The sequence below is a fragment of the Acidovorax sp. FG60 genome, from assembly GCF_057808995.1.
Map to the genome: position 1 here is coordinate 269,769 of NZ_JBMDJC010000003.1, position 23,880 is coordinate 293,648.

The 23,880-nt window shown below is 65.2% G+C and carries 25 protein-coding genes; 9 read left to right on the top strand and 16 right to left on the bottom strand.

What is annotated here, in order from left to right; all coding sequences use genetic code 11:
* Positions 1 to 131: 131 nt before the first annotated feature.
* Positions 132 to 572 carry a hypothetical protein gene (locus tag ACODS0_RS06375; RefSeq protein WP_121421820.1) on the bottom strand — a complete coding sequence of 147 codons (441 nt, stop codon included), beginning with the start codon at positions 570 to 572 and terminating at the stop codon, positions 132 to 134.
* Positions 573 to 917: 345 nt separating this feature from the next.
* Between ACODS0_RS06375 and ACODS0_RS06380 the strand changes: the two genes are divergently transcribed.
* Complete coding sequence (locus tag ACODS0_RS06380) at positions 918 to 1,280, top strand: PLC family EF-hand domain-containing protein (protein WP_055396178.1); 363 nt, start codon at positions 918 to 920, stop codon at positions 1,278 to 1,280.
* 132 nt (positions 1,281 to 1,412) lie between these two features.
* Here ACODS0_RS06380 and ACODS0_RS06385 read toward each other — a convergent pair whose 3' ends face one another.
* The 10 genes from ACODS0_RS06385 to ACODS0_RS06430 all read right to left on the bottom strand — a co-directional run bounded on the left by ACODS0_RS06385 (position 1,413) and on the right by ACODS0_RS06430 (position 9,853).
* Positions 1,413 to 2,216 carry an amino acid ABC transporter ATP-binding protein gene (locus ACODS0_RS06385; RefSeq protein WP_426305886.1) on the bottom strand — a complete coding sequence of 268 codons (804 nt, stop codon included), beginning with the start codon at positions 2,214 to 2,216 and terminating at the stop codon, positions 1,413 to 1,415.
* Positions 2,200 to 2,853, bottom strand: a complete 654-nt coding sequence (locus tag ACODS0_RS06390; protein ID WP_487261554.1) for an amino acid ABC transporter permease — start codon at positions 2,851 to 2,853, stop codon at positions 2,200 to 2,202. The genes ACODS0_RS06385 and ACODS0_RS06390 overlap by 17 nt, the downstream gene beginning before the upstream one ends.
* 3 nt (positions 2,854 to 2,856) lie before the next feature.
* Positions 2,857 to 3,531 (bottom strand): amino acid ABC transporter permease, encoded by a 675-nt coding sequence (locus ACODS0_RS06395; RefSeq protein ID WP_487255882.1) that lies wholly within the window; start codon positions 3,529 to 3,531, stop codon positions 2,857 to 2,859.
* A gap of 72 nt (positions 3,532 to 3,603) precedes the next feature.
* Positions 3,604 to 4,425 (bottom strand): transporter substrate-binding domain-containing protein, encoded by an 822-nt coding sequence (locus ACODS0_RS06400; RefSeq protein ID WP_488833673.1) that lies wholly within the window; start codon positions 4,423 to 4,425, stop codon positions 3,604 to 3,606.
* Positions 4,422 to 5,219: a GntR family transcriptional regulator gene (locus ACODS0_RS06405; protein WP_228896988.1), complete on the bottom strand. Its 798-nt coding sequence runs from the start codon at positions 5,217 to 5,219 to the stop codon at positions 4,422 to 4,424. Before ACODS0_RS06405 ends, ACODS0_RS06400 begins: the two co-directional genes overlap by 4 nt.
* A 214-nt stretch (positions 5,220 to 5,433) precedes the next feature.
* Complete coding sequence (locus ACODS0_RS06410; RefSeq protein WP_242421937.1) at positions 5,434 to 5,847, bottom strand: DUF2752 domain-containing protein; 414 nt, start codon at positions 5,845 to 5,847, stop codon at positions 5,434 to 5,436.
* Between the two features lie 22 nt (positions 5,848 to 5,869).
* Entirely contained in the window at positions 5,870 to 6,442 is a 573-nt protein-coding gene (locus tag ACODS0_RS06415; protein ID WP_488833677.1) for a hypothetical protein, read from the bottom strand.
* A gap of 100 nt (positions 6,443 to 6,542) precedes the next feature.
* The gene (locus ACODS0_RS06420) at positions 6,543 to 8,066 is read right to left on the bottom strand and encodes a carboxylesterase/lipase family protein (RefSeq protein WP_488833679.1); all 1,524 of its coding nucleotides are present in this window, start codon (positions 8,064 to 8,066) and stop codon (positions 6,543 to 6,545) included.
* Positions 8,063 to 9,070 carry a Bug family tripartite tricarboxylate transporter substrate binding protein gene (locus ACODS0_RS06425; RefSeq protein WP_488833681.1) on the bottom strand — a complete coding sequence of 336 codons (1,008 nt, stop codon included), beginning with the start codon at positions 9,068 to 9,070 and terminating at the stop codon, positions 8,063 to 8,065. The genes ACODS0_RS06420 and ACODS0_RS06425 overlap by 4 nt, the downstream gene beginning before the upstream one ends.
* 96 nt (positions 9,071 to 9,166) lie before the next feature.
* Complete coding sequence (locus tag ACODS0_RS06430; RefSeq protein ID WP_488833683.1) at positions 9,167 to 9,853, bottom strand: TetR/AcrR family transcriptional regulator; 687 nt, start codon at positions 9,851 to 9,853, stop codon at positions 9,167 to 9,169.
* 170 nt (positions 9,854 to 10,023) lie between these two features.
* On the opposite strand from ACODS0_RS06430, the gene ACODS0_RS06435 reads away from it, so the two are divergent.
* The 4 genes from ACODS0_RS06435 to ACODS0_RS06450 all read left to right on the top strand — a co-directional run bounded on the left by ACODS0_RS06435 (position 10,024) and on the right by ACODS0_RS06450 (position 14,368).
* Positions 10,024 to 11,448, top strand: coding sequence for an FAD-binding oxidoreductase (locus ACODS0_RS06435; protein ID WP_488833685.1), 1,425 nt, complete (start codon positions 10,024 to 10,026; stop codon positions 11,446 to 11,448).
* Positions 11,449 to 12,188: 740 nt separating this feature from the next.
* Positions 12,189 to 12,848: a class I SAM-dependent methyltransferase gene (locus tag ACODS0_RS06440; RefSeq protein ID WP_055396210.1), complete on the top strand. Its 660-nt coding sequence runs from the start codon at positions 12,189 to 12,191 to the stop codon at positions 12,846 to 12,848.
* 184 nt (positions 12,849 to 13,032) lie between these two features.
* Positions 13,033 to 13,590 (top strand): GNAT family N-acetyltransferase, encoded by a 558-nt coding sequence (locus ACODS0_RS06445; RefSeq protein ID WP_488833688.1) that lies wholly within the window; start codon positions 13,033 to 13,035, stop codon positions 13,588 to 13,590.
* Between the two features lie 28 nt (positions 13,591 to 13,618).
* A complete protein-coding gene (locus ACODS0_RS06450) occupies positions 13,619 to 14,368 on the top strand; it encodes a hypothetical protein (protein ID WP_488833691.1) in 750 nt (249 codons plus the stop codon).
* 185 nt (positions 14,369 to 14,553) lie between these two features.
* On the opposite strand, the gene ACODS0_RS06455 is transcribed toward ACODS0_RS06450, so the two are convergent.
* Both ACODS0_RS06455 and ACODS0_RS06460 read right to left on the bottom strand, forming a co-directional pair.
* Positions 14,554 to 14,898, bottom strand: coding sequence for an antibiotic biosynthesis monooxygenase family protein (locus ACODS0_RS06455; RefSeq protein ID WP_055396150.1), 345 nt, complete (start codon positions 14,896 to 14,898; stop codon positions 14,554 to 14,556).
* Positions 14,895 to 15,239 carry an NIPSNAP family protein gene (locus ACODS0_RS06460; RefSeq protein WP_010465174.1) on the bottom strand — a complete coding sequence of 115 codons (345 nt, stop codon included), beginning with the start codon at positions 15,237 to 15,239 and terminating at the stop codon, positions 14,895 to 14,897. Before ACODS0_RS06460 ends, ACODS0_RS06455 begins: the two co-directional genes overlap by 4 nt.
* 78 nt (positions 15,240 to 15,317) lie before the next feature.
* On the opposite strand from ACODS0_RS06460, the gene ACODS0_RS06465 reads away from it, so the two are divergent.
* The 4 genes from ACODS0_RS06465 (at position 15,318) to ACODS0_RS06480 (ending at position 20,809) form a co-directional block, all read left to right on the top strand.
* Positions 15,318 to 16,043 carry an ArsR/SmtB family transcription factor gene (locus ACODS0_RS06465; RefSeq protein ID WP_488833694.1) on the top strand — a complete coding sequence of 242 codons (726 nt, stop codon included), beginning with the start codon at positions 15,318 to 15,320 and terminating at the stop codon, positions 16,041 to 16,043.
* Entirely contained in the window at positions 16,043 to 16,366 is a 324-nt protein-coding gene (locus ACODS0_RS06470; protein WP_488833696.1) for a YnfA family protein, read from the top strand. The genes ACODS0_RS06465 and ACODS0_RS06470 overlap by 1 nt, the downstream gene beginning before the upstream one ends.
* Before the next feature lie 139 nt (positions 16,367 to 16,505).
* Entirely contained in the window at positions 16,506 to 18,623 is a 2,118-nt protein-coding gene (locus ACODS0_RS06475; protein ID WP_488833698.1) for a hypothetical protein, read from the top strand.
* Positions 18,624 to 18,688: 65 nt separating this feature from the next.
* Positions 18,689 to 20,809 carry a hypothetical protein gene (locus ACODS0_RS06480; RefSeq protein ID WP_488833700.1) on the top strand — a complete coding sequence of 707 codons (2,121 nt, stop codon included), beginning with the start codon at positions 18,689 to 18,691 and terminating at the stop codon, positions 20,807 to 20,809.
* 52 nt (positions 20,810 to 20,861) lie between these two features.
* Here the strand turns inward: ACODS0_RS06480 and ACODS0_RS06485 are convergent, their stop codons facing one another.
* The 3 genes from ACODS0_RS06485 to ACODS0_RS06495 all read right to left on the bottom strand — a co-directional run bounded on the left by ACODS0_RS06485 (position 20,862) and on the right by ACODS0_RS06495 (position 23,665).
* Positions 20,862 to 22,448 (bottom strand): ABC transporter substrate-binding protein, encoded by a 1,587-nt coding sequence (locus ACODS0_RS06485; protein WP_488833701.1) that lies wholly within the window; start codon positions 22,446 to 22,448, stop codon positions 20,862 to 20,864.
* A 169-nt stretch (positions 22,449 to 22,617) separates the two neighbouring features.
* Positions 22,618 to 23,148: a BON domain-containing protein gene (locus ACODS0_RS06490; RefSeq protein WP_488833703.1), complete on the bottom strand. Its 531-nt coding sequence runs from the start codon at positions 23,146 to 23,148 to the stop codon at positions 22,618 to 22,620.
* Between the two features lie 34 nt (positions 23,149 to 23,182).
* Positions 23,183 to 23,665: a GNAT family N-acetyltransferase gene (locus ACODS0_RS06495; RefSeq protein WP_176887722.1), complete on the bottom strand. Its 483-nt coding sequence runs from the start codon at positions 23,663 to 23,665 to the stop codon at positions 23,183 to 23,185.
* Between the last annotated feature and the right edge of the window lie 215 nt (positions 23,666 to 23,880).

Here is a 23,880-nt window from a genome sequence, read left to right on the forward strand (position 1 = left end):
ACCCTGCTCTCCGCACAAGAAGCCACATTGCGATATGGCTTCACCGTGCTCCGCGCTGCCCAGACAGACCAACGCCCCTGCCATCACATGCAGGGGCGTTGGTTCGAACCCGTTGGCTACGCACGGCCCGATCAGTGGGTCATGGGGGTGCGGTTGAGCTTGTCAATGTCAGCGGTGGATACGCCCGTGTTCGTGGGCTGCAGGGTGTTCCAGGCGTTCGCATGGTAGGTGTCCCACTCCTTGCGCGACACCATCCCGTCGCCATTGCTGTCCATCAAGCGTGCATTGACACGCGTCTGTGCGGTGGCTGCGGCCTTCCCGCCTGCTGCACTGGGGTTGATCTCGGCCACAGGGGCGGCACGGCCGTCACCCGCGGTGGGGTTGGCGGGTGCAGCGCTGCTCTGGCTGCTGCGCATGTCCACCTTGTTCTGGGCATTGGCAGCCGCAGCGCCGCCCGATGCGGTGGGGTTGACTTCTGCAGGCGGACGCGCGGTGACATTGGCGGGGGCTTGTGCCAAGGCGGCGGTGCACGCCAGTGTGGCCAAAGCGGCGAGGATGGTTTGCTTTTGCATGAAAGGCTCCTTCGATAAAACACCAGAACAAGCGAATTGCTTGGATTCATTGTTTTGGCGCGCACGTCCGTCGCTTGTAGGACGTACACGGGCCTGCCGGTCATCCTGCACACAAGCGCCACCGTGGGCATGCCGCCTTAGCCTTTCTCACCGATGCCAGGGCTGCAGGCAACCTGCGAGCTACTTCTGGCTACATCCACCCGCAAAAACTACATGTGCCGGTACTGCCGGGTTACACCACGCTGGGAAATGTTGACCTGGGCAACAGCAGGCAAGAGTGCTGGCCTTCACCACCGTGCTGCGGTGCAATGCAACCCTGTTCAACTTCGAAGGAGCTTAGCTTCCATGAAAGCACTGCAACGACGCACCTATTCGTTCGACACGCGCAGCGTGATGCTTTTCGCCGCCATCTCCCTGGGCGGCGCGGGCGCATTGCAAGCACAGACCACTTCGGCATCCCCCCAGCCCGCCCCAGCCAGTAAAACGGCACCCCAGGCGGACTCCAAATATTCGTATGGCCCCGGCACCGGCAACCCATCGAGGGCGGCCACCACGGCATTCAACCGCGCAGACCTCGACAAGGACGGCCAGCTGACCGAGAAGGAAGCGACCCAGCTGCCGGCCATCAGCCAGCGCTTCAAGGAACTGGACAAGGACCAGAGCGGCGCACTGTCACCCTCAGAATTCGAGAAAGGCCTTCTGTCCTGATTTTTTTGTGAGGCGCCTGGACCTGGCATGGGTACCAGCCTCCGGGTGGCCTCTGGGATGTAGCGGGCCATTGGGGCCTGCGGGCCCGCCTGCCCTGGAACTCTCCAGACCGCAGGCGGGCTTTGTTTTGGGTCAGTCGTGCAGCGACGACAGGAACTGCTGCAGCTCCGGCGTCTGCGGGTTGCCAAACAGCTCGGCGGGCGCACCTGTTTCATGCACACGGCCCTGGTGCATGAAGATCACGCGGTCACTCACCTTGCGGGCAAACGCCATCTCGTGCGTGACCATCATCAGTGTCATGCCTTCCAGTGCCAGCGACTCCACCACGCGCAGCACCTCGCCCACCAGTTCGGGGTCCAGCGCCGAGGTGATTTCGTCGCACAGCAGCACCTGCGGCTCCATGGCCAGCGCGCGCGCAATGGCCACGCGCTGCTGCTGCCCGCCCGAGAGCTGGTCGGGCATGGCGTCAAACTTTTCGGCCAGACCCACACGTTCGAGCAGCTTGCGCGCCTGCGCTTCTGCCGTCTTGGCATCACGCGCCTTCACCAGCGTGGGCGCCAGCATGATGTTGCGGCCCACGCTCAGGTGGGGAAACAGGTTGAAGCTCTGGAAGATCATGCCCACCTGCTGGCGCAACTCCCGCATGGCAGTGGGGCTGTCGTGCATGAGTTTCTTGCCGTTGACGCTCAGAGCGCCTTCCTGAAAAACCTCCAGCCCGTTCACGCAGCGCAGCAGCGTGCTCTTGCCCGAGCCGCTTTTTCCGATGATGGCAATCACCTCGCCTTTTTGCACTTTGAGATCGATGCCCTTGAGCACTTCGTTGGTGTCGTAAGACTTGCGCAGGGCCGTGATGTCCACGATGGGTGGATCGCTCACCACGATGCCATCGTGGGCGGGAGTGGGGGTAGCCGTGGTGGCTTCAGCGGCGGTTGCCATGGAGTTTCCTTTCAAGCGATTGCGCCACCAGGCTTACCGGGAAGCACAAAACAAAGTACAGCAGGGCCACACAGGCGTAGACCAGAAACGGCTGGTAGGTGGCGTTGGAGATCATGCTGCCCGCCTTGGTCAGCTCGACAAACCCAATGACCGACGCCAGCGCCGTGCCCTTGATCACCTGCACCAGAAAACCCACCGTGGGCGGCACCGCGATGCGCAGCGCCTGGGGCAGCACCACATGGCGCAGCTGCTCGCCAAAGTTGAGTGCCAGGCTCTGCGCGGCCTCCCACTGGCCCTTGGGGATGGAGGCCACACAGCCGCGCCAGATCTCGGTGAGGTAGGCGCTGGTGTAGAGCGTCAGCGCCAGGGCCGCGGCCGTCCATGGTGAGGTCTTGATGCCAAAAAGCGCAATGCCGAAATACGCCAGGAACAGCTGCATGAGCAGCGGCGTGCCCTGGAACACCTGCACATAGGCACCGATCAAACGCTCGGTGCCACGCACCTTGGACAAGCGCAGCACCAGCAGCAGCAGGCCTACCAGGCCGCCACCGATGAAGGCGATGAGGGACAGGGATACCGTCCAGCGCGCCGCCAGCAGCAGGTTGCGCAGGATGTCCCACAAGGAAAAGTCCACCATGGCTTATCTCCCCACCAGAAAACGTGCGCCGATCCACGTCAGCAATCGGCGCGTGGCCATGGACAGCAACAGGTACACGGCAGTGGCCAGGATGAAGGCCTCGAACGCGCGGAAGGTGTTGCTGGAGATCAGGTTGGCGGCATAGCTCAGTTCGGGCGTGGATATCTGCCCGCACACGGCCGATCCCAGCATCACGATGATGATCTGACTGACCATGGCAGGCCACACCTTTTGCAGCGCAGGCGGCAGCACCACGCGCCGGAAGGTCTGGCCCGGCGTCAGCGCCAGACTGTGCGCGGCTTCGATCTGGCCGCGTGGCGTGGCCTCGATGCCCGCGCGGATGATCTCGGCCGAGTACGCGCCCAGGTTGATCACCATGGCCAGCACGGAGGCGAACTCGGGCGAGAGCTTGAGCCCCAGCGCGGGCAGCCCGAAGAACAGGAAAAACAGCTGCACGATGAAGGGCGTGTTGCGCACCAGCTCCACATAGCTGGCCACCGCCCAGCGCAGTGGCAGTGCACGCGGCCCGAGGTTGCGGGCGCGTGCCCAGGCACAGGCCGTGCCCAGCAGCAGGCCCAGCACGGTGCCCACGATGGTCAGGCCAATGGTCCAGAGCACGCCGCGCACCAGCAACGGCCACGAGGACAGCACGGCAGAAAAGTCAAGCGCAATCAGCATGGTGCGAATGCCCTGTGGCGCTTGTCACGCCACGGTCCTGTTCGGTTCTTTCAGCAGGGGCGACAACAGCGATTACAGGGGCAGATCGCCCGCAGGGCGGCCCAGCCACTTGCTGGACATCTTGTCGATGTCGCCGGATTTGCGCGCCTCGGCAATGATTTCGTTCACACGCAGACGCAGCTTGTCCTCGCCCTTGGCCACGCCGATGAAGTTGGGGCTGTCTTTCAGTAGCAGCTTGTATTCGGTCTGCAGGTTGGGGTTCTTGACCATGATGGTCCCGGCCGTTGATGCGCTGGTGGCAATCGCCTGCGTCTGGCCCGACACGAACGCCGAGATGCTGGCCGCGTGGTCCTCAAAACGCTTCACGTCCACGCCGGGGGGCGCGACCTTGGCCAGCTCCTGGTCTTCCATGGCGCCACGCGTCACGGCCACGCTCTTGCCGGAGAGGTCGGCAAAACTCTTGATGTTCAGGCTCTTGCTCGCAAACACGGCCTGGAAGAACGGTGCGTAGGCCGCAGTGAAGTCGATCACCTTTTCGCGCTCGGGGTTCTTGCCCAGCGTGGAGATGACGAGGTCGGCCTTCTGCGTCTGCAGGTAGGGGATGCGGTTGGCGCTGGTCACGGGGATCAGCTCGACCTTCACGCCCAGCTTGGTGGCGATGTAATTGGCCATCTCGACATCCAGGCCCTGGGGCTTGAGGTCCGTGCCGACAAAGCCGTAGGGCGGGTAGTCGGTGGGAATGGCAATCTTGATTTCCTTGGCCTTGAGGATGTTGTCCAGCGCGTTCTGCGCGTGGGCGGCAGGCGCCATCAGGGCGGCAGACAGGCCTGCGGCGGCGAACACGCCCAGGGTCAGGCGGCGGGTGGACGAGGTGACGGTGCGGACGGTGGTCATAGCAGGGCTCCTAGGTAGGTGGATGCGTCGACAGGGGCGTCTGGGTCAGACGCTGGGGGGGTGGAACTCTTGGGGGCAGCGCGGGGCTTGCGCGCGCGGGCTGGTGGGGTGGCTTGTGCAGGGCTCTTGCGCACCGGTGCCAGCGCATCGCGCAGCCCGGCCAGCGGGTCGCTGCTGGCCTGCAGGCGCAGGGCCGACTGCACCGTGCCGATGTGCTCGGACATCAGTGCTTCGGCGCGGGCAATGTCGCCTGCCTCCAGCGCCTCGACGATGCGCACGTGGTCGGCGCAGCTCTGCGCCGCATCGTGCGACGACTGGTAGAGCATGGCGATGAGCGTGGTGCGCGCCGTGAAGTCGCGCAGCGTGTCGGCCAGCAGGCTGTTGCCCAGGCATTCAGCCAGGCATACGTGGAAGTCGCCCAATAGAAAACTGCGCATGCCCACGTCGGTGCCCGCCAGCGCGGCCTTTTCGCGCTGCAGATGGCTTTTGAGCTGGCGCAACGCGGCCTTGTCCACCACCTTGAGCTGGTGCAGCAGGCCCAGTTCGATCACGCGGCGCGCCTCGAAGGCCTCGCGCGCTTCGTCCTGCGAGGGTTCGATCACATACCAGCCGCGCCGGGCGCTGACGGTGACGATGCCCCGCGTGGCCAGCCGCGTGAGCGCCTCGCGCACGATGGTGCGGCTGCAGTCGAACAGCATGGCCAGTTGCTGCTCGCCCAGGCGGGAGCCGGGCGCGAGTTTTTGCGCCATCACGGCTTCGATGATGCGGTTGCTGATCTCGGTGGCGGTGGTCATTGCCTGCGGTTACGCAGGTTCCGTGCCAACTGGTATACAAGCCGAATGCACCAGTCTGGCGCACGGAGGCTGTGCACCGGGCGGTTCCCTGGCACCACGGACACGCTGCTTTGCATGCAAGTGGTGCGCGCACATCACAAGCGGTGCACGCGCGTGCCCGAAAAGTTGGAAAGGAATAGAGAAAGAAGAACGAAAAAGAAGGCTGGGCACCCGGCTACGCGAGCCCCGCGAGGCGCAGCAGCCAGGGCAGCAGCAATCCGCCGCCCACCGCCACCAGCACTGCCGGATGCCACCACGGCCAGCGCACCGTGCGGCGGTGGCCCAGCGTGCCTTCCACCACCGCCTGGCCCGCCAGCAGCACCAGCCACACCAGCAACAGCACCGCGCCCGGGTTGGCGGCCCAGGCGGCCGCCCAGTCGCCCTGCACCAGCGCCGCACACGCATGTGTGCCGCCACACAGCGGGCAGGGCATGCCCGTCAGCGCGCGGAACCCGCAGCCCAGGCCCAGCCCGCCCTGCCCCAGCCACCAGGGCGTGGCGGCCATGGCCAGTGGCCAGCCCAGGCCGAACGCCAGCCGCAGCCGCCGAGCGTTCCCGTCCAGCGGCTGCCAGGCGGGCGATCTGCTCACCGGCACCACTACAGGCCCGGGGTCAGAGGGGAGGGAGCGCCACCGGTTCATCGCCCACCAGCTGGCGCGCCATGTAGTAAGAGCCGATGGTTGACAGCGGCAGCGTCAGCAGCGCGCCCACGCCGCAGAGCAAAAAGCCCAGCGAACCCACGATGCCCAGCACCAGTGAACAGAAAAACGCCGAGCCCAGGTTCTTCGTCACGATGCTCCAGGCCTGGTTGAAGGCGGCCACACCATCGCGCTCGCCGCGCGCCACGAGGAACAGCGCCACCGGGGGCAGCGCCATGACCAGCAGGCCAGGGATGAAACACAGCATGAAGCCCAGCGACACCACCAGCGAGCTGATGAGCCCGGCCACAAACGCGGGCACAAAGTCGTCAAAGCCCCGGAAGATGTCGCCGATCTGCACCGATTCGCCGCGCGCCTCGCGCTCGATCATGCGCATATAGCCCACCACCATGGGCCCGGCCAGCAGGCCCGCGCTGATGCTGGCCACCACCATCACCAGCAAGGTGCACACCACATGGGTGATGGCGTTGTTCTTGAAGATGCCCCAGGCACCCGACAGGCAATCCCCCACATTGGCTGAAGCCATGGCAACCCCCTCTGTTTGAAGTAGTCAACAAGACGCCGGATCAGTGTAGCGAGCCACCGCTCCGGCATCTACCTCTGCAGCTACCTCGGCGGCTACTTTGTCAGAGAAGACCGTCCCACAGCGAGAGCCGCACAGGCTCCGGGTGGGGCGCATACGCAGGCGACGCCACATCGAACCGCTGAACCAGCGGTTGCACGCCCGCGTACGGCGCCCATCCGGGGTCGCCCCTTTGTGCAAACGCCACCCAGCCCTGGTGCATGGTCGCAGCCAGCGCGGTGGGTGGCCTGGGCCCTGTCAGTTCCTGCCCCGTGGCGGTGTGGAGGTTGCCGAAAACAAACGGCAGCTCTACCCCATGCGCCGCCCCCAGGCGCCCCCGCCACTGCGGCGAAGGCCAGGCGAATTCATAGGCATGGGCACTGCGGGCCCAGCGGCTGGCCAGCGCTGCAATGCGCTGGGCGGGCACGCGGTAGTAAAAGTCGGACTGCAGGGCACACAGCAGCTCGCCGGGCGTTGGGTGTGTGGGCGGCAATGTGGCGCGCAGGGCCTGCACCGCGTCCGCGCCCAAACCCACCTCCTGCGCAAAAGCCAGCACCTGCGCCTCGGTCACGCGGTCCATCGCGCCGCCCGGCACGTGGTACAGGCGCATCTCCTCGGCATTGCAACCCACCAGCACCTGCAAGTCTGGCGGGTGCGCCGCCCACTGCTGCGCCAGCGCCTGCAGCGGCGGCGCAACAAGCACCTGCCCGTCCACCACGGGCCGCAGGGGAAAGAAGTTGCGGATGCCCAGGCCGTGTTGCTGCCGCAGGGCCGGGTCTGCCGCGAGGCGGTGCACCGCGTGCAGCACGGCAGGCGGGGCTGCCACACCCAGCGCAGCCAGGGAGGGCGCCACCCCCGCCAGCGCAGCCACGGCGCGGCGTGCAGCGGCGGCCTCTTGCAGCGTCTGGCAGGCCACGCTCGGGCTCTGCAAGATGGCGCGCTGCAACAGCCCACGCGATGCGGGCATGCCCAGCACACAGGCCAGTGCGCCCGCACCGGCCGACTGGCCGAACGCCATGACCTGCGCCGGGTCGCCGCCCCAGGCGGAGATGTGCTCGCGCACCCATTGCAGCGCGGCCAACAGGTCCAGCAGGCCGCGATTGGCGGGCGCTGCGCCGCCCCGCGAACCAGCCTCGTCCTCGAAATGCAGGAAACCGTCGATGCCCAAACGGTACTGCAGCGACACAAACACCACGCCCTGGCGCGCAAACGACGCCCCGTCGTACAACGGCTCGCTGGCCGACCCGCGAAAGAACCCGCCGCCATGCACCCACACCATCACGGGCAGGCGGGCGCCGGGCTCGGCAGGCGGGGCCCACACGTTGACGGCCAGGCAGTCTTCGCCCCCCAGCATGGGTGCATCCGCACGCGCCGTGCGGGGCAGCTGCGGTGCCATCGGCGCAAACCCGGTGGCATCGCGCACGCCAGGCCACGGTAGCGCTGGCACCGGCGCCGCAAATCGCAAAGTGCCGCGCGGCGCCTGGGCATACCGCACACCCCGGAACACGCGCACGCCCTGCTCCCACAGGCCGCGCAGCTGCCCGCCGTGGGGCAGCGTGACCAGCGGCGCCGCTGTGCCCGCCGTCATTCCGTGGCCAGGCCCAGCTTGTCGATCAGCGGGCGCCACACGGCCGCATCGCGGGCCGCCCAGGTGCGGGCATCGCCGGGTGTGGAAGTGGTCAGTGTGACGTTCATGGCTTCCAGGCGGGACTTGTACTGCGCATCACCACCACGGCATTTTTCGGTGACGGCATTGAGCCGGTTCAACAGCTCGGGCGGCGTGCCCGCCTTGGCCACCACCGCAATCCACGCAGGCCGCGCCAGATCGCTGGCGGCGGGCAGGGCCTCGGCGATGGTAGGCACATCGGGCAGCAGCGCCGAGCGCTGGGCACCGAACAGCGCCAGCGGCACCAGCTTGCCCGCCTTGACCTGCGCCGCCGCCGTGCCAATCACCAACGTCATCGCATGGATCTGCTGGCCCATGAGCGCAGTCAGGCCCGCACCCTCGCCCACAAAAGGCACATGGGTGCCGGGCACACCCAGCTTGTCCAACAGCGCCGAGGTGAGCAGGTGCGCAGGGCTGCCTTTGCCCGGTGAGCCAAAGTTGATCCCGCCGGGCGTGGACCGCGCCAGCTTCTGCAGGTCAGCCAGGCTGGCGATGCCCATGCCGGGCGGCACGGCCAACACCAGGGGCGACGTGCCCAGCACGGCCACACCATCAAAGTCGTGTTGCGGGTCATACGGCGGCTGCTTGTAGACATACGGCGTGATCGTCATCTGCGACATGCCGATGCTCAGCAGGCTGTAGCCGTCGGCAGGCTGGGACTTGAGGTAGTTGATGGCCAGGATGCCATTAGCCCCGGGCTTGTTCTGCACCACCACGGCCTGGCCCAACTCGCGCGCGGCGCAGTCGGCCCACACGCGCGTCATCGCGTCCGAGCCGCTGCCGGGCGGTTGCTGGGCGATGAGCTGGATGGGCTTGGCTGGGTAGCCGCCCGGCTGCTGCGCCAGGGCGCCACCGGCCAGGCTGGCCAATCCGGCAAGCACGCTGAGCGCGAGGGTGCGCGGGGCGCGCAAAGAAGCAGAGGTCATGGTGTGTCTCCTGGTGGTGTTGGGTGTGGGTGCGTGCACTTGGCGTGCAGGCCAGATGCGCCCCGCGCACGGCGGGGCATCTGATATCTGATGGGGTCAACGGCGGCGCGTGCGCACCTTCCCGGGCGTGCCCGCGGAGGCTGCTGCGGCCTCGCACCGGTTGGCGATCCAGTCGGCCAGGCAGGCCAGCTGCGCCTGATGGACGGCATCGGGCGCTGATGGCTGTGCAGGCGCAAACAGTTGCAGCATCCCCAGCCCGCGCAGCGACGACAGCACCAGGCCCAACAGGCCATCGCGGTCGGGTTCTGCCGCCAGCTCGGGGAAGGCCGTGAAAAAGCCTTCGTGCATGCGCGCCTGCACACTCTGGCGCAGCTCGGCAATGTGGCCCAGCACCTCGGGCTGGTTGCGGCAGCCCAGGTAGATGTTCCAGGCCACGACGAAGCGCGGCTGCGCATAGACCAGGCTCCACACCGCCTGCACAAACTTCGCGGCCCGTTCGCGCGCGGGCAGCGCGGGGCTGGGCCAGAGTTCGCCCGAACGCACGGTGGACTCGATCAGCTCGCTCAGCACATTCATCATCAGCACCGCCTTCGACTCGAAGTGGTGCTGCACTGCGCCCGATGTCATGCCCGCCGACTTGGCCAGCTCGTGGATGGACATCTCCTCCAGGCTGCGGTGCTGGATCACGTCGATGGCCGTGGCGATCAGGTGCAGGCGGGTGGCGGCGCTGCGCTCGGCATGGGTGCGGCGCACCCCGGCCTTGGGGGAAACACGGTGGTTCATGGCGTTTTCACAATATACATTTCGAACGTAATGTATTTATTCAGGCGCCGACCAACAAGCCCGTGAATACCCGCATCCCCGCACAGGCCCAAGTTGGATCAACCAGGGCCCGGCCGCGGTGCCGAACCTAGAATGCTTCTCACTGACCGCACCCACCGGAGACACACACCATGAACGCCCCCACCGCTGCCGCCCACCTGCTGCCCGAAATCAAGCTGCGCGACGTGCCCCAGGCCCTCATCGATGCGCTGCAGGCCCGCTTTGGCGCGCAGTGCTCGCTGGCCCAGGCCGTGCGCGAGCAGCACGGGCGTGACGAAGGCTCGTTGCAGGCCCCGCCGCCCAGCGCCGTGGTGTTTGCCGAAAGCACGCAGGATGTGGCCGACGCGGTGAAGCTGGCCAGCCAGTACGAAGTGCCCGTCATCCCTTACGGCGCGGGCTCGTCGCTTGAAGGCCACCTGCTGGCCGTGCAGGGCGGCATCAGCATCGACGTGAGCCGCATGAACCAGGTGCTGAGCATCAATGCCGAAGACCTCACGGTGACGGTACAACCCGGCATCACGCGCAAGGCGCTGAACGACGCCATCAAGGACACGGGCCTGTTCTTCCCCATCGACCCCGGTGCCGACGCCAGCATTGGCGGCATGTGCGCCACGCGCGCCAGCGGCACCAACGCCGTGCGCTACGGCACCATGCGCGAGAACGTGCTGGCGCTGGAGGTGGTGACCGCCAGCGGCGAAGTCATCCACACCGGCACCCGCGCCAAAAAGAGCAGCGCGGGCTACGACCTCACGCGCCTGATGGTGGGCAGCGAAGGCACGCTGGGCGTCATGACACAGATCACCGTGCGCCTGTACCCGCTGCCCGAGGCCGTGAGCGCGGCCATCTGCTCGTTCCCGAGCATCGAGGCTGCCGTGCGCACCACCATCCAGACCATCCAGCTGGGTGTGCCCATCGCCCGCGTGGAACTGATCGACCACCACACCGTGCGCATGGTGAACGCGCACAGCAAGCTCAATCTGCGCGAAGAACCCATGCTGCTCATGGAGTTCCACGGCTCGCCCGCCAGCGTGAAAGAACAGGCCGAGATGGTGCAGGACATCGCCAGCGAATTCGGCGGCCAGGCCTTCGAATGGGCCAGCACGCCCGAAGAACGCACCCGCCTGTGGACCGCCCGGCACAACGCCTACTTCGCGGCCGTGCAAAGCCGCCCCGGCTGCCGCGCCATCAGCACCGACACCTGCGTGCCCATCAGCCGCCTGGCCGACTGCCTGCTCGAATCGGTGGACGAGGTCGAAGCCAGCGGCATCCCCTACTTCCTCGTCGGCCACGTGGGCGACGGCAACTTCCATTTCGGCTACCTCATCGACCCCAACAGCGCCGAAGAACGCACCAAGGCCGAAGCCATGAACCACACGCTAGTGGCCCGCGCCCTCAGCATGGGCGGCACCTGCACCGGTGAGCATGGCGTGGGCATCCACAAGATGGGCTTTTTGCTGGACGAGACCGGCACGGGCGCGGTGGACATGATGCGCGCCATCAAGCGGGCACTGGACCCGAAGAACATCCTGAACCCGGGGAAAATTTTTGCGCTGTGAGTGGGCCGCCTCGTGAACGGGCTCGCTGACTGGCGCGGCTCGGATTGGAGGTTTTTTGGCACCTGGCGCTTGTCTGACAAGCGCGAAATGCTATTGTTTTTATAGCATATGTGGTGCACGGCTCGCTTTCACGCCGCTCGATCTGTCCCAGCGCTCCGCCCCGCTCCCATCGGTTGCTGGAAGCGGCACGCTGGAACCGTGCAGCGTTGGTTGGCCGCATGAAGGGCTTGCGCGCCGCTGTGCTGGTCGTGCTGGTCGGTATCGGTTTCTCGGCGGCTGTCGGCGCGTTGGCACTGAGGGGTCCTGCCGCCTGGATGGGCTTCGACCACCTACCTGTGGCCCGGCATCCAAACGGCTGCACTCCTTGTCCACATCACTCCCACTGCGGTGGTGTACTGGCTCGTGCCCGAGGGCGGGGCCTCGGCCTACCTTCTGCACGTACTGACCGGAGCTTTCGTCTCGTGGGCCGTGCTCTTTGCGCTTGCGGCGTTTGCATTTCGGCGTGACGCCAGGGCGCTCCTCATGCGCAGATCACAGGCTCCTAGAATGAGGCAATGATCAAGTACTCCTTCCCAGCTGCGCCGGTGACTTACAGGCCTCCAGCAAACACCCCCGCAGTCCTGGCCAATGAGTTGATCGACTACCAGGCATGCCCGTTGTGCGAGAGCAAAGCCTTTCGTCCGCTGCGCAGTGCGGACTGTTCCCACCACCCTCGCTACAGCCAAGAACTCTCTCGCACCATGCATTGGAGCCAATGCGCGGCGTGCCAGCATGTTTTTCGCAGCGGCTACTACACCGAAGCAGCGCTGAATATCGTTTTCCGTGGCACCAACGAATCCCAGGTGGTGGGCTATGACCTGGAGCGGCAGCGCTATGTGTCTGCGCAGATGATTGAGAAAGTGCTGCCCTACCAGACCGGCGGCACGTGGCTGGACGTGGGGTTTGGCAATGCATCGCTTCTGTTCACGGCGCACGAGTACGGCTTCGAGCCTGTGGGCCTGGACCTGCGTCCGCAATCGGTGGAAGAGTTGCGCCGATGGGGCGTGGCAGCCCATTGCCAGGATGTCAAAGGGTTCGAGCTGTCTCGCCCCGCCAGTGTGATCAGCATGGCAGATGTGCTGGAGCACATGCCGTATCCCAAGGTAGGCCTGCATGCCGCCCACCGACTGTTGCAACCGGGGGGCGTGCTGCTGATCTCCATGCCCAACTCGGGCTCCATGGTCTGGAAGGCACTGGATGCCGGCAATGCGAACCCGTACTGGGGTGAAATCGAGCACTATCACAACTTCGACCGCGACCGCCTGTATGCATTGCTGGCCGAATGTGGCTTCAAGCCCGTGCGCTATGGCATCAGCCAGCGGTACCGCGTCTGTATGGAAGTGATTGCGGTGAAAGCCTAGGCAGGCGGTACACACAACACGCGCCCACCGTCGGCATGCCCCACGGAAGTCCTGACCAACTTTCCCCTGCGCGAAGCACGCCGCAGGGCGTGTACCGACTGTGATGCGATGGCCATTGGACACGCAGGAGGGGCCAGAATGCGCGGCTCGTCCTGTTGCAGACGCTTCCTGGTGAGAAAACCATATGCAGGCCCCCCATCCCACAAAACACCGCTTTCGTATTGAGCTGGTCGCCGAACACCAGCATGCATCACTGGTCGACCTGCTGTGCGAACTGCACGCCTTCTACAACCAAGGCGCCACACCCCCTCGGCAGGTGGTGATGGAGCATCTCCGCCAGAACCTCTTGGCGCCCGGCTCCGCCCAGCGTTTGCTGGTGGCTTCGCGCAGCGATGGCGTTGTGGTGGGCCTGGCGGCGTTCTCGCTGGTGTATTCGTTGGTCGAATTTGCAGAGGACCAGCGCAGACACTGCCAGCTCAAAGAGTTGTATGTAAGTTCGGCCGCAAGAAGCCAGGGTGCGGGCCGGGCGCTCATGCACGGGCTCGCCCGATATGCCATGGAACACGGCTGCCGCCGCATCGACTGGCCTGTGAAGGCTTCAAACGCCCGGGGGATCCTGTTCTACGAAAGCCTGGGTGCCGAGCGCGTGGCCGAACGGCTGAGCTACCGGCTCATGGAGCCCGCACTGGGCCGGCTGGTACTCGAAAGTGGATGTGCCGACGTGCGGTCTGCGCAGAGCTAAGCTGCACTGAACATCGGAGATCTCCACCTTGTTTCGCTCTTTCGTACTCCTGCTGTCCCTGCTGGGCAGCGCCGCCTTCGGCGGGTTGCTCATGGTATCGCTGCTGCAACCTACCTGGATTGAACACGGTGCGCGCGAGCTGATCCGCCAGCAGATCGAGCACAAGACGGGCGAAAAGCTCCGTGCCCTGGACGAACGCTTTCTGAGCGCCCAGGCGCGGGTCTTCTTGCGCGGCAAGGAGCAGGAGATCGACGCCGCGCGTCAGGCGCTGTCTGCGGGCCTGCCCGCCCGGGTCGCGGCCATTGCGGCCGAGATGGGGATTCCGGCGTGCGAGTGCCGCAAACGGCGGCAACAACGGCTGGAACTGCAAATTGGCACCGCGCAGCAGATGCAGGCCCAGCTCGATGCGCTGATCCGCAGCGCCTACATGGACACGGCCGAAAAGCTGTTGCGCGAATTGCGCATCTTCAGCGGTGCCAATGCCCTGGCATTCGCCCTGCTGGGCCTGGCCGCATGGCGGCGACCCCACGGTGCCGGTGGGGTATCGCTGGTGCCGGCCACCGCCACCCTCCTTCTGGCCACACTGGCAAGCAGCGCCATCTACCTTTGGGGCCAGAACTGGCTGCACACCGTCGTGTTCGGCAGCTACGTGGGCTGGGCGCAGCTGGCATACATCGCGCTGGTGTACGCGTGGCTGTGCGATCTGCTATTGAACCGGGCGCGGATCAGCCTGCACCTGTGCCAGGGCAGCATGAGCGGCGCTGTGTCACCTTGCTGAAGGCTTGCCCCTCCTGCGGATCTCTCCCGTCTCCGCATCCGCCGCCGGTGGGCGCTGACCCAGCAGCACATCTGGGTGGCAGCCCCCTTTCTCCTGCGCTTGCGCAGACCACCACAGTTCGAAACGCGGCCATGGCGAGGCTTGCCCGGCAGCACGGCCGTCGTAGCCGGGAGCGCAGGCTCCCGTCAGGTGTGCACTGATCGTGAATCTGCGGGAGCCTGATTGCGGTCGTGCATGCCGTAGTCGCGCACCACGGCGGCGACGCGCAGGCGGTAGTTGTCGAAGATCCGCTCGCGGCCTGCTTTCTGCGTAGCGCGGTGGGCTTCCATCTGGCGCCATTGCGCCACCGCTTCCTCGTCACGCCAGAACGAAAGCGACAGCAGTTTGCCGGGAGCACTGAGGCTCTCGAACCGTTCGATGGAGATAAACCCGTCGATCTGCTCCAGCAAAGGCCGCAACGCAGCGGCAGCGCCCAGATAAGCGTCCTGCTGGCCCGGAGCGGGCTGTACCTCGAAAATGACGGCCATCATGCGCTGATCTCCAGTGGGTGTGCGGGCAGGTCCAGCGTGCCTTCCACGCCCTGCGTGAACGTGCGCTCCTCGCGCAGGATGAAGCGCTTTTCCTGCGCCATGGCGAAGTTGGCACGGCCTTCGGGGTCGGAGCGCAGGCGGGCGCGGTAGGCCTCGTAGGCAGCCAGCGACTCAAAGCCGATGAGCCCCCAGGCCTCGTAGTTGCTGCCCTCGTGCGGCAAAAAATAGCCGATCAGGTGGCCCCCGCAGCGCGGGATGATCTGGCCCCAGCGGCGCGCGTATTCGGCAAACAGCTCGCGCTGGAAGGGGTCGATGTCGTAGCGGATAAAGCAGGTGATCATGGTGTTCAAAAGTCGTTGGTGGACAGGGCTTCACGATAGGCGGTTGACGTCCTTCGATGGTTCGCCCAAGATCGAACCATGAAAGATGGCCCCCACATCGCGCGCATTGCCGCGCTCATTGGCGACAGCGCGCGCGCCGAAGTCCTCACGGCCCTGATGGCCGACCGCGCACTCACGGCCACCGAACTGGCGGCGGTGGCAGGCGTGACCAAGCAGACCATCAGTGCCCACCTGGCCAAGCTGCTCGATGCGGGCCTGCTGACCGTCGAGCACCAGGGCCGCCACCGCTACTTCCGGCTGGCTGATCGCGATGTGGCGCACCTGCTGGAATCGCTCATGAACGTGGCCTTCCGCGCCGGTGCCGTGCGCCTGCGCGCAAGCCCGCGCGAGCCCGCGTTGCGCCGCGCGCGCATGTGCTACGACCACCTGGCCGGTGAAGTGGGCGTGCAGTTCTACGAAGCCCTGGTGCGCCAGGGGCTGCTGGACGCCACGCCCCAGGGTGCAGCGGTGACGCCCGCAGGCGCGCAGTGGTTTGCCCAGGTGGACATTGACACCACGGCACTGGCGCAACAGCGGCGCATGCTGTGCCGCCCTTGCCTGGACTGGAGCGAGCGCCGCCACCATCTGGGCGGCGCGCTGGGCGCTGCGTTGCTGCAGCGCCTGTTCGACGGCGGATGGGCGCACCGGGCACAGGGCTCGCGCGTCGTGCACTTCACCGCCAAGGGCGAACTGGCGCTGCGCCAGTGGCTGGCAACCAGCCCAGAAGCACCACCATCCACCGCCCTTCGCGGCCCCGAACAATGATGAAGACCTTGCTGCTCTTCATCGCCACCGCCCTGGCTGAAATCGTGGGTTGCTACCTGCCCTGGCTGTGGCTCAAACAGGGCAAGCCGATGTGGCTGCTGCTCCCTGCAGCGCTGAGCCTCGCCCTGTTCGCGTGGCTGCTCACGCTGCATGACACCACAGGCGCGGGGCGCGTGTATGCGGCCTATGGCGGGGTCTATATCGGCGCGGCGCTGGCCTGGCTGTGGGTGGTCGATGGCATCCGGCCCACACTCTGGGATGTGGTGGGGGTGCTGGTGGCGCTGGCGGGCATGGCGATCATCATGCTGCAGCCCGCGCGCTAACGCCCGCGCACTCTGCGTGCCCGCAGTGCTCGGCGCTCACAGCTGGCACGCGCGTCACTGCAACTCCTGGTAACAACCTCCACATTTGCAACCGGGGTGTTTTATAAGCAGTGATTTCTCAACTTTCACAAGACTGTCCATGCGCATTTCGACCGAGAAGGTTTCCTCTGCCCTCACTCGCCGCCACTTTGCCCTGTGGATGACGGCCTCTGGTTTGTCGGCCTGCGGCGGTGGCGGGGGAGAGGTCGCCCCCGCGCCAGCCCCACCGCCCGGTCCCGCGCCGGGGCCAGCCTCGCTCAGTTTGATGGCGGGCGCATTGGGCGGCTCAGGATTTTTGCCAGGCGTGTTGACCGATGCACGTTTGCCCCCAGTGATGGCCGGGCATGCCTTCAACAGCAAGGGCGATCTTTGGTTCGTTGGCAGGTACGGCCGTGAACAAAAAGTAGGAAGGATCACCGCAGAAGGTACGCTATCGTACTTTGCGTTCAACCAACAGATGCCCGTCACTCTCGGGGTCGTTGATGCGCGAGACCGGTACGTGATCGCCCATGCTGCGTTGGACGATTCCGGCACTGTGGTTTCGTTCTTCGACAATGAAACGCTGGTGACGCTGGCAGGCCAACCCAACGCCACCACCATGCAGGATGGCAAAGGCCCTGCGGCGCAGATCCTCTGGTTCGGGAACCCGCTGCTGGCGGGCGATGGGCTGGTGTACTTTCTGGACCGCGATGCTGGCGCCGCCAACTACACGCTGCGAACTTTGGCCCCCGATGGAACCGTGGTTTCCTTGCTGCCGGTGCCCAATAACAGCCGCTTGATCGCCTCCCCCACTGGGGCAGTGCGCAGGTTTACCGATGATTTTCAGAACAACCGCGTGCAATGGGCGGAACTGGCGAGGGCCTCGTCAGGGCAATACTTCTGGGAAGTCCTGCCGAACAACTGGCGAAGTGTGGCCCACGCCGAACCCTTCGCGCCCGTCAAAGGCAGCATCGACATGTACTGGGGCTTTGACGCTGCGTTCAACACGATGGCCCACTACGCGCTGGATGGCACGCGTACGGACGTCTGGCAGCTGCCAGGGCGGGTGGATGCGGCGGTGTCCAACCCCCTCACCGGACACTTGGTGGCGCATGCGTGGCGGGGCCCTCTGGACCAATCCTCCCTCGAGAGCCCCGGCGTACTCTTGGTGCTGGACAGGGTGAAAACACCGACCGCTGTGCCGCAGCCCTGGGTCGGCCTGGCCGATCAGCGCGGGCACACGGACGGCCAGGGCGATGCAGCACGGTTTGATTTTGAACGCGGAGCTCGCGCCACCTCGGAAGCATCGGGCCCGCTGTATGTGGCAGTGGGGGCTCAGATCCCACTGCCCGGTACGCCGCCGCAGTCGGTCCCTACGCCGCTGCGTACCGTCACACCGGCAGGCCAGGTGACTTCGATGCCTGTCACATACCCATGGGGATACCAGCTGCTGTCCAGCGCGTACGGCTACCTCTTGGCCTACGACAAGGAAAACCAAACCCTGCTGCGCGCACCCAAGGCGGGGAGCACTGCCTGGGAGCCTTGGGTAAGGAGCGAATACTTTGGCGCAAACCCGGGGTTCTCAGGCATGTGCGTTCTGCGCGCCGACACCACAGGCCTGCTATGGTTTGCGACACGGACGCTGCCCATCACCCTGGATTGGCTACCTCCCGGTTCAGGAACTTCCCTGATCGGCACGATATCCGCCACGGGGCAAGTGCAGGTGGTGGTAGGCGATCCACAGCTCGTCCATACTGCCGCCAACTATCCCCCGCTGGATCAGCGCCCCTGGTACATGGATGTGACAGATATGGCGTTCGAAGGAGGAAGCTCCCCAATCTCCTGGGTGCTGTGCAACCGGGCCATCTTGAGCCCCGACAGGAAGCTCTTGGGCTATGCACCAGAGCTGGTGCGCCTCGAAGGTGCCACGCGCCAGTCCTTCGCCCTGCCCTCCGCGAACGAGACCGACTACGCCTCCATGCACTACAACCAGCTGTGCGTTGTATCCGGCCGCCCGGGGGAGGTCTTCCTGTGCAGCGCATGCGGCGTGTACCGATGGACGGTAGCCAAGGGCCTGGAGTTGCTGGCTGGGCAGAACCAACCCACGCCAGCTGGCGTGCGCCTGGGCGCCCTGCCCACCAGCCTGAACGTGGTGAAGTTCATCAGCCCCGGCCCCGATGCCAACAGCCTGTACGTAGGCAGCGAAAACAGCGTACTGCGATTGGGTCTTCCCGGTTGAGACGGCATGCGCGCGCATCCGCCGCTGACTGACCGCACCCCCTGTTCACACTTCGGAGATTCTTCATGAACCCACCTGACGAGACAGCCGCTTCCGCGCTCACACGACGTCACTTTGCCTTGTGGATGACTGCTTCCGGGCTTACCGCCTGCGGCGGTGGCGGGGGCAGCGAAGTACCCGCCCCACCCCCTGCACCGCCCCCTCCGGCGCCAGGCCCTGCTTCACTCAGCCTTGTGGCGGGCGCGTTGGGCGGGGCGGGATCAATGGCGGGAACCTCCACCGACGCCCGCTTGCCAGTAACGGCAGCAGGGCATTCGTTCAATAGCCAGGGGGAACTTTGGTTCACTGGGTATTCCGGCAACGAACCTGACGCAGGAAATATGGTGGGGCGGGTGTCCGCGCAGGGCACCCTGTCGTACTTTCCCCTCGCACTTGCGGCTAGCTCAGGGGTCTTTGACGCGCAGGACCGCTACCTCGTTGCGCAGTTCCGCTCTGGTGACAGCGGATACGTGGTCTCGTTCCTGCAAGACGGAACACCAGTGCCCCTGGCCGGTGGATTCGGCGCCACCGTGCCGCAGGACGGCAAGGGCTCGGCCGCCCGGATCGCTTCTTTCGGAAGTCCCGTGCTCGCGGGTGATGGCCTGGTGTACTTCCTGGACAGGGTGGTATCTGATCCGAAAGGGATGGACACCCTGCGTACCCTGGCCCCCGATGGAACTGTTACCTCACTACTATCCACGCCCCGAAACAGCCTTTTGGTCGTCTCCCACGCCGGGGCCATTCGGCGGTTCACGACCGAATCACCGAGCAACTTCGTGGAATGGGCGGAACTTGCCAGGTCGCCCTCGGGGGAATACACATGGAACATCCTGCCCCACAGCTGGCCAGCCAATGTCACGCCCGTTGCTCCGGTCAAGAATGACAGCAACAGGTACTGGGGGGTGAACGCTACGTCCGGCACAGCGGCACATTACGCGCTGGACGGAACACGCCAACTGGAATGGCAATTGCCAGGGCGCGTGAAAACAGCCATAGCCCACCCCCTCAACGGCAACCTGATCGTCAGCGTTTCGAGCGTGAACAGTGCATACGGTGATGCGCTCTACCGCCTGGACCTTGTCAAGTTCCTCAAATCCGTACCTGAGCTGTGGGTGGGCCTGGAGGACCACCGTGGGCATAGCGACGGCACTGGCGATTCAGCCCGTTTCGACTTCGAAAGCGGTGTTGATGCGTGTACGGATACCTCGGGGCTCTTGTATCTGGTCACGGCCGAAGCTACCGGGTACGGTGCGCCCGCGCCCATCCGTACCGTAAGCCCTACCGGGCAAGTGGCCTCGCTATTGCTCAAACGCCCACCAGCCTACCGACACCTGGCAGAAGCATACGGCTACTTTCTGACCTACGACCCCGCTACCGACACGGTTCTGCGTTCGCCCAAAGGCGGCGCCAGCAATGCCTGGGAACCCTGGGTCCAGAGTACCTATTTCCATCACTTCCCACCCGTACCACGCTCTCCCCTACCGACGTCCGGCCCGCAGGTTCTTCGCACCGACACCACGGGCCTGCTGTGGTTTGCGACGCGGGTGGTGCCGCTCTCCGGCATTGCCGAACTACCTCCGGCCTCGGGCGTCTCCGTGATCGGCACCATCAGCGCCACCGGGCAGGTTCAGGTGGTCGCTGGCGATCCGCAGCTGGTTCATTCCGCCGCCAACTACCCACCGCTGGAGCAGCGCCCGTGGTACATGGACGTGACGGATCTCGCGTTCGAAGGCGGCAGCTCACCTGTCTCGTGGGTGTTGTGCAACCGCACCGTGGCCACCGCAGAAGGCAAGCTGGTGCGTTACGTGCCGGAGCTGGTGCGACTGGAAGGCGCTACGCGCCAGTCCTTTGCCCTGCCGGCAGCCAATGTCACCCATCCGTTCTCTCTGCACTACCTGCAGTTGTGCGTGCTGCCCAGCCGCCCTGGCGAGGTCTTCCTGTCCAGCGCATGCGGCGTCTACCGCTTTACCGTGGCCAAAGGCCTGGAATTGCTGGCAGGGCAAAACCAGCCCACACCGGTCGGCGTGCGCCTGGGTGCGCTGCCCGCCAGCCTGAACCTGGTGAAGTTCATCAGCCCAGGCCCGGATGCCAACAGCCTGTACGTGGGCAGTGAAAACAGCGTGCTTCGGCTGAATCTGCCAGCGTAAGAGCGCCGCGAAAGGCCGTCCGTCAACGGACGGCCTTTCGCCCCTCTGCCCGTCAGTTCACCTTGATCAAACGCCAGTCAATCCGGTTGTCCGGCCGCTGTACCAGCTCCACGTTTTTCTTCATCGCCCAGGCCAGCATCTGGTTGTGCAGGGGGATGTGTGCCACGGTGTCGTTCTGCAGCTGCAGGCCTTCGGTGAGCAGGCGGTTTCGCACGGGCAGGTCGGTTTCGGTCTTCACACGGTCCACGATGTAGTCCATGCGTTCATTGGTGTAGCGGCCCAGGTTGTAGTTGCCGTCGCCGCCCGTGGTCTTGGTGCGGACGAGTGACTGCAGGGTGTACAGCGCATCGAATGTAGGCACACCCCAGCTGAGCAGCGCAATGCTGGCCTCGTGCCGCTGTGCCATGGGGTAGTAGGTGACTGCTGGCAGCGTGCGCAGCTTGGCCTTCACGCCAATGCGCGACCACATGGAGGTGATCGCCTGGCACAGCTCTTCGTCCTGCACGATGGCGTTGTTGCTGCAGGCAAAGTCCACCTCGAAGCCGTCTTTGTAGCCTGCCTCGGCCAGCGAGGCCTTCGCGGCATTGGGGTCAAAGGGCAGGCGCTTGTCCACCGCTTCCGTCCAGCCATTGACCAGCGGCGACACGATGGCCCCGGTGGGTTTGGACATGCCGCGCATGGTCACGCGCTGCAGCGTGGCGCTGTCGATGGCCTGGTAGAGCGCCTTGCGCACGCGCAGGTCCTTGAGCGGGTTCTTGCCCTTGATGTTGCTGCCCACCAGCTCTTCGCGGAACTGGTCCATGGCGAGGTACACGGTGCGGTTCTCCACCATCTCCATGACCTTGAGGGCGGGGTTGGCCTTGATGCGGGCGAGATCCTGAATGCTGGTGTCGCGCACCATGTCCACCTCGCCCGACAGCAGCGCGGCGATGCGCGTGGCTTCGGACTTGATGGGGGTGTAGGTGATCTCCGTGACGTTGCCTTCGGCCTTGCCTGCATTCCACCAGTGGGGGTTGGAAGCAAACACGATCTTCTGGTCGGGCACCCATTCCTTGAGCACGAAGGGGCCGGTGCCCATGGCATTGCGGTGCGAATAGGTTTCGTCCTTGGCCTTGATGTCCTTGGGCTCGACCGAGTTGTTCTTCTCGGCCCAGGCCTTGCTCATCACGCGCAGCTCGGTGAGCTGGTTCAGTATCACCGGGTTGGGGTTCTTCAGGAAGATGTCGATGGTCTCGCCGTCCACCTTGGCGATGCGGTCCATGCCCTGGGTGTAGATGGAGTACGTGGAGGTCTTGCTCATCGCGCGCTGCAGCGAATAGACCACGTCATCGGCCGTCATGGCCGAGCCGTCGCTGAACTTCACCCCCTGTCGCAGCTTCACGCGCAGCTGCGTGGGGCTGACCTGCTGCCACGAGGTGGCCAGCAGCGGCTCGACCTTGAGCGTGCGGCTGTTGAACATCACCAGCGATTCATACACCGCCGCATGGATGCCATTGCCCAGGGCGCTGTTTTGCGAATGGATGTCCATGGTCTGGATGTCGCTGGAGCCTGCCCACTTGAACGGTTTTGCCGACACGGTGGGAGCAACGGTTGCCAGGGCCAGGGTGGCAGCCGCAAGCAGGGAAAGCTTGAATTGCATGGCGAAATTTCCTTGATGAAATAGGAGAAACGGCAATATGCAGCAGGAAACAGGCCAGCCCAAGCCCCCACGCGCCATGTGTGGCACCGGCGATGCAAGCCCCATGTCGGGACCGATTGCGCGCCGGGTGCGGCTGGGATAAAAGGGCCGCGGCAGGCCGGTGCACCGGCTACGGCACTGACCGCACCGGGTAGCGCACGCCATCGCGCTCAACGCCCACCTGCAGCAGGTTGATCACCCCCATCACGTCGTCCACCAGCCACACGGCTTTCTCCAGCGCCTCGGCCTGCGCCTGCGACCGCACACAACCCATCAGTGTCACCAGCCGCCGCTCGCCCAACACCCACACGCTGGTGTCGTCAAAACGGCCATCCTGCTGGATGTAGCGCTGCACGCGCGGGATGATCTCGGCGTCGTACAGGTACGAGTTGGGCAGGCGGCAGCGCCCCACGCGGTGGCAGCTGCCGCCGTGCTGCGAGCGCACATGCGCCAGCTCGCGCACCTCGGCCTCGGTGTAGAGCGGGCCTTCGGGCACGGGACATTGCGGGATAGCGCTCGTGACCTGTACGAAAGGGTCATTGAAGGCGTTGGTGCGCGGGGCGGGGTTGCCAGCCACCTGGGCAGTGGTCAGGAATGGGGCCATGGCGACGGCCACCAACAACGCCATGACGAACCGGCGGAACACACAAACACGGCGCATGAATCGTTCCTTCCTGAAGATGGTCACAGCGCGGCTACAGCACGATCTGGTACCGCGCAAACTCTCTGCTGCCTTTGCGCACACAGTCGTTCAGGGTAAAACCAAAGCCCTCATACAGCCTTCGCAGCGGTTGCCGGTCGGCCACGCAGTCCAGCCGCAGATAGCGCAGGCCCAGGCTGCCTGCGTGCTGGCACCCAAATGCCAGCAGTGCCGTAGATACCCCCTGCCCCGCCCAAGCACGCCGTACGGCCAGCTTGTGCAAGAACGCGGAGGTGCCCGGTTCAGCGTCCGGCCAGAAGACTGGGTCTTCGCGCTGGAAGCGCACCACCCCCACTACCGCTTCGCTCGCTTTGGCGACCACATACAACCCGCCATCCACATCACGCTGCACGCTGTCATCTGTGAAATCAGACACGAGCCAGAGCGGAATTTTTTGATCGACCAACCACTGCGCGGCCTCGCGCAACACGGCAGCAATGGCAACGGCGTCTGACGGGCGGGCGATTTCGGTGCGCATACAAAAGCGGTGTTGGCCTGCAGACAGGGTGAAGCTGCACAAGATGATGGGACGAGGCGTTGACAGCGCTGACGGAATGAATCACGCCCAGCGCGATTGCTCACATATTTATAGCTGCCAGCACTCATCATATAAGCGCTAGCAGCCATTTTTATTCAAATTTTAGTCATGAAGCGTCGTCACGCAATCCCCAGCCCGCGCCCCGGCTTTGGCCC

What these genes read in the sequence shown, in the direction of transcription:
- ACODS0_RS06445 (WP_488833688.1), top strand. Translation starts at nt 13,033, where the DNA reads ATGCAGGCCCCCCATCCCACAAAACACCGCTTTCGTATTGAGCTGGTC.
- ACODS0_RS06460 (WP_010465174.1), bottom strand. Translation starts at nt 15,239, where the DNA reads ATGATCACCTGCTTTATCCGCTACGACATCGACCCCTTCCAGCGCGAG.
- ACODS0_RS06490 (WP_488833703.1), bottom strand. Translation starts at nt 23,148, where the DNA reads ATGCGCCGTGTTTGTGTGTTCCGCCGGTTCGTCATGGCGTTGTTGGTG.
- ACODS0_RS06465 (WP_488833694.1), top strand. Translation starts at nt 15,318, where the DNA reads ATGAAAGATGGCCCCCACATCGCGCGCATTGCCGCGCTCATTGGCGAC.
- ACODS0_RS06485 (WP_488833701.1), bottom strand. Translation starts at nt 22,448, where the DNA reads ATGCAATTCAAGCTTTCCCTGCTTGCGGCTGCCACCCTGGCCCTGGCA.
- ACODS0_RS06390 (WP_487261554.1), bottom strand. Translation starts at nt 2,853, where the DNA reads ATGGTGGACTTTTCCTTGTGGGACATCCTGCGCAACCTGCTGCTGGCG.
- ACODS0_RS06440 (WP_055396210.1), top strand. Translation starts at nt 12,189, where the DNA reads ATGCATTGGAGCCAATGCGCGGCGTGCCAGCATGTTTTTCGCAGCGGC.
- ACODS0_RS06380 (WP_055396178.1), top strand. Translation starts at nt 918, where the DNA reads ATGAAAGCACTGCAACGACGCACCTATTCGTTCGACACGCGCAGCGTG.
- ACODS0_RS06415 (WP_488833677.1), bottom strand. Translation starts at nt 6,442, where the DNA reads ATGGCTTCAGCCAATGTGGGGGATTGCCTGTCGGGTGCCTGGGGCATC.
- ACODS0_RS06455 (WP_055396150.1), bottom strand. Translation starts at nt 14,898, where the DNA reads ATGATGGCCGTCATTTTCGAGGTACAGCCCGCTCCGGGCCAGCAGGAC.
- ACODS0_RS06395 (WP_487255882.1), bottom strand. Translation starts at nt 3,531, where the DNA reads ATGCTGATTGCGCTTGACTTTTCTGCCGTGCTGTCCTCGTGGCCGTTG.
- ACODS0_RS06375 (WP_121421820.1), bottom strand. Translation starts at nt 572, where the DNA reads ATGCAAAAGCAAACCATCCTCGCCGCTTTGGCCACACTGGCGTGCACC.
- ACODS0_RS06405 (WP_228896988.1), bottom strand. Translation starts at nt 5,219, where the DNA reads ATGACCACCGCCACCGAGATCAGCAACCGCATCATCGAAGCCGTGATG.
- ACODS0_RS06475 (WP_488833698.1), top strand. Translation starts at nt 16,506, where the DNA reads ATGCGCATTTCGACCGAGAAGGTTTCCTCTGCCCTCACTCGCCGCCAC.
- ACODS0_RS06480 (WP_488833700.1), top strand. Translation starts at nt 18,689, where the DNA reads ATGAACCCACCTGACGAGACAGCCGCTTCCGCGCTCACACGACGTCAC.
- ACODS0_RS06470 (WP_488833696.1), top strand. Translation starts at nt 16,043, where the DNA reads ATGAAGACCTTGCTGCTCTTCATCGCCACCGCCCTGGCTGAAATCGTG.
- ACODS0_RS06425 (WP_488833681.1), bottom strand. Translation starts at nt 9,070, where the DNA reads ATGACCTCTGCTTCTTTGCGCGCCCCGCGCACCCTCGCGCTCAGCGTG.
- ACODS0_RS06430 (WP_488833683.1), bottom strand. Translation starts at nt 9,853, where the DNA reads ATGAACCACCGTGTTTCCCCCAAGGCCGGGGTGCGCCGCACCCATGCC.
- ACODS0_RS06495 (WP_176887722.1), bottom strand. Translation starts at nt 23,665, where the DNA reads ATGCGCACCGAAATCGCCCGCCCGTCAGACGCCGTTGCCATTGCTGCC.
- ACODS0_RS06435 (WP_488833685.1), top strand. Translation starts at nt 10,024, where the DNA reads ATGAACGCCCCCACCGCTGCCGCCCACCTGCTGCCCGAAATCAAGCTG.
- ACODS0_RS06420 (WP_488833679.1), bottom strand. Translation starts at nt 8,066, where the DNA reads ATGACGGCGGGCACAGCGGCGCCGCTGGTCACGCTGCCCCACGGCGGG.
- ACODS0_RS06400 (WP_488833673.1), bottom strand. Translation starts at nt 4,425, where the DNA reads ATGACCACCGTCCGCACCGTCACCTCGTCCACCCGCCGCCTGACCCTG.
- ACODS0_RS06385 (WP_426305886.1), bottom strand. Translation starts at nt 2,216, where the DNA reads ATGGCAACCGCCGCTGAAGCCACCACGGCTACCCCCACTCCCGCCCAC.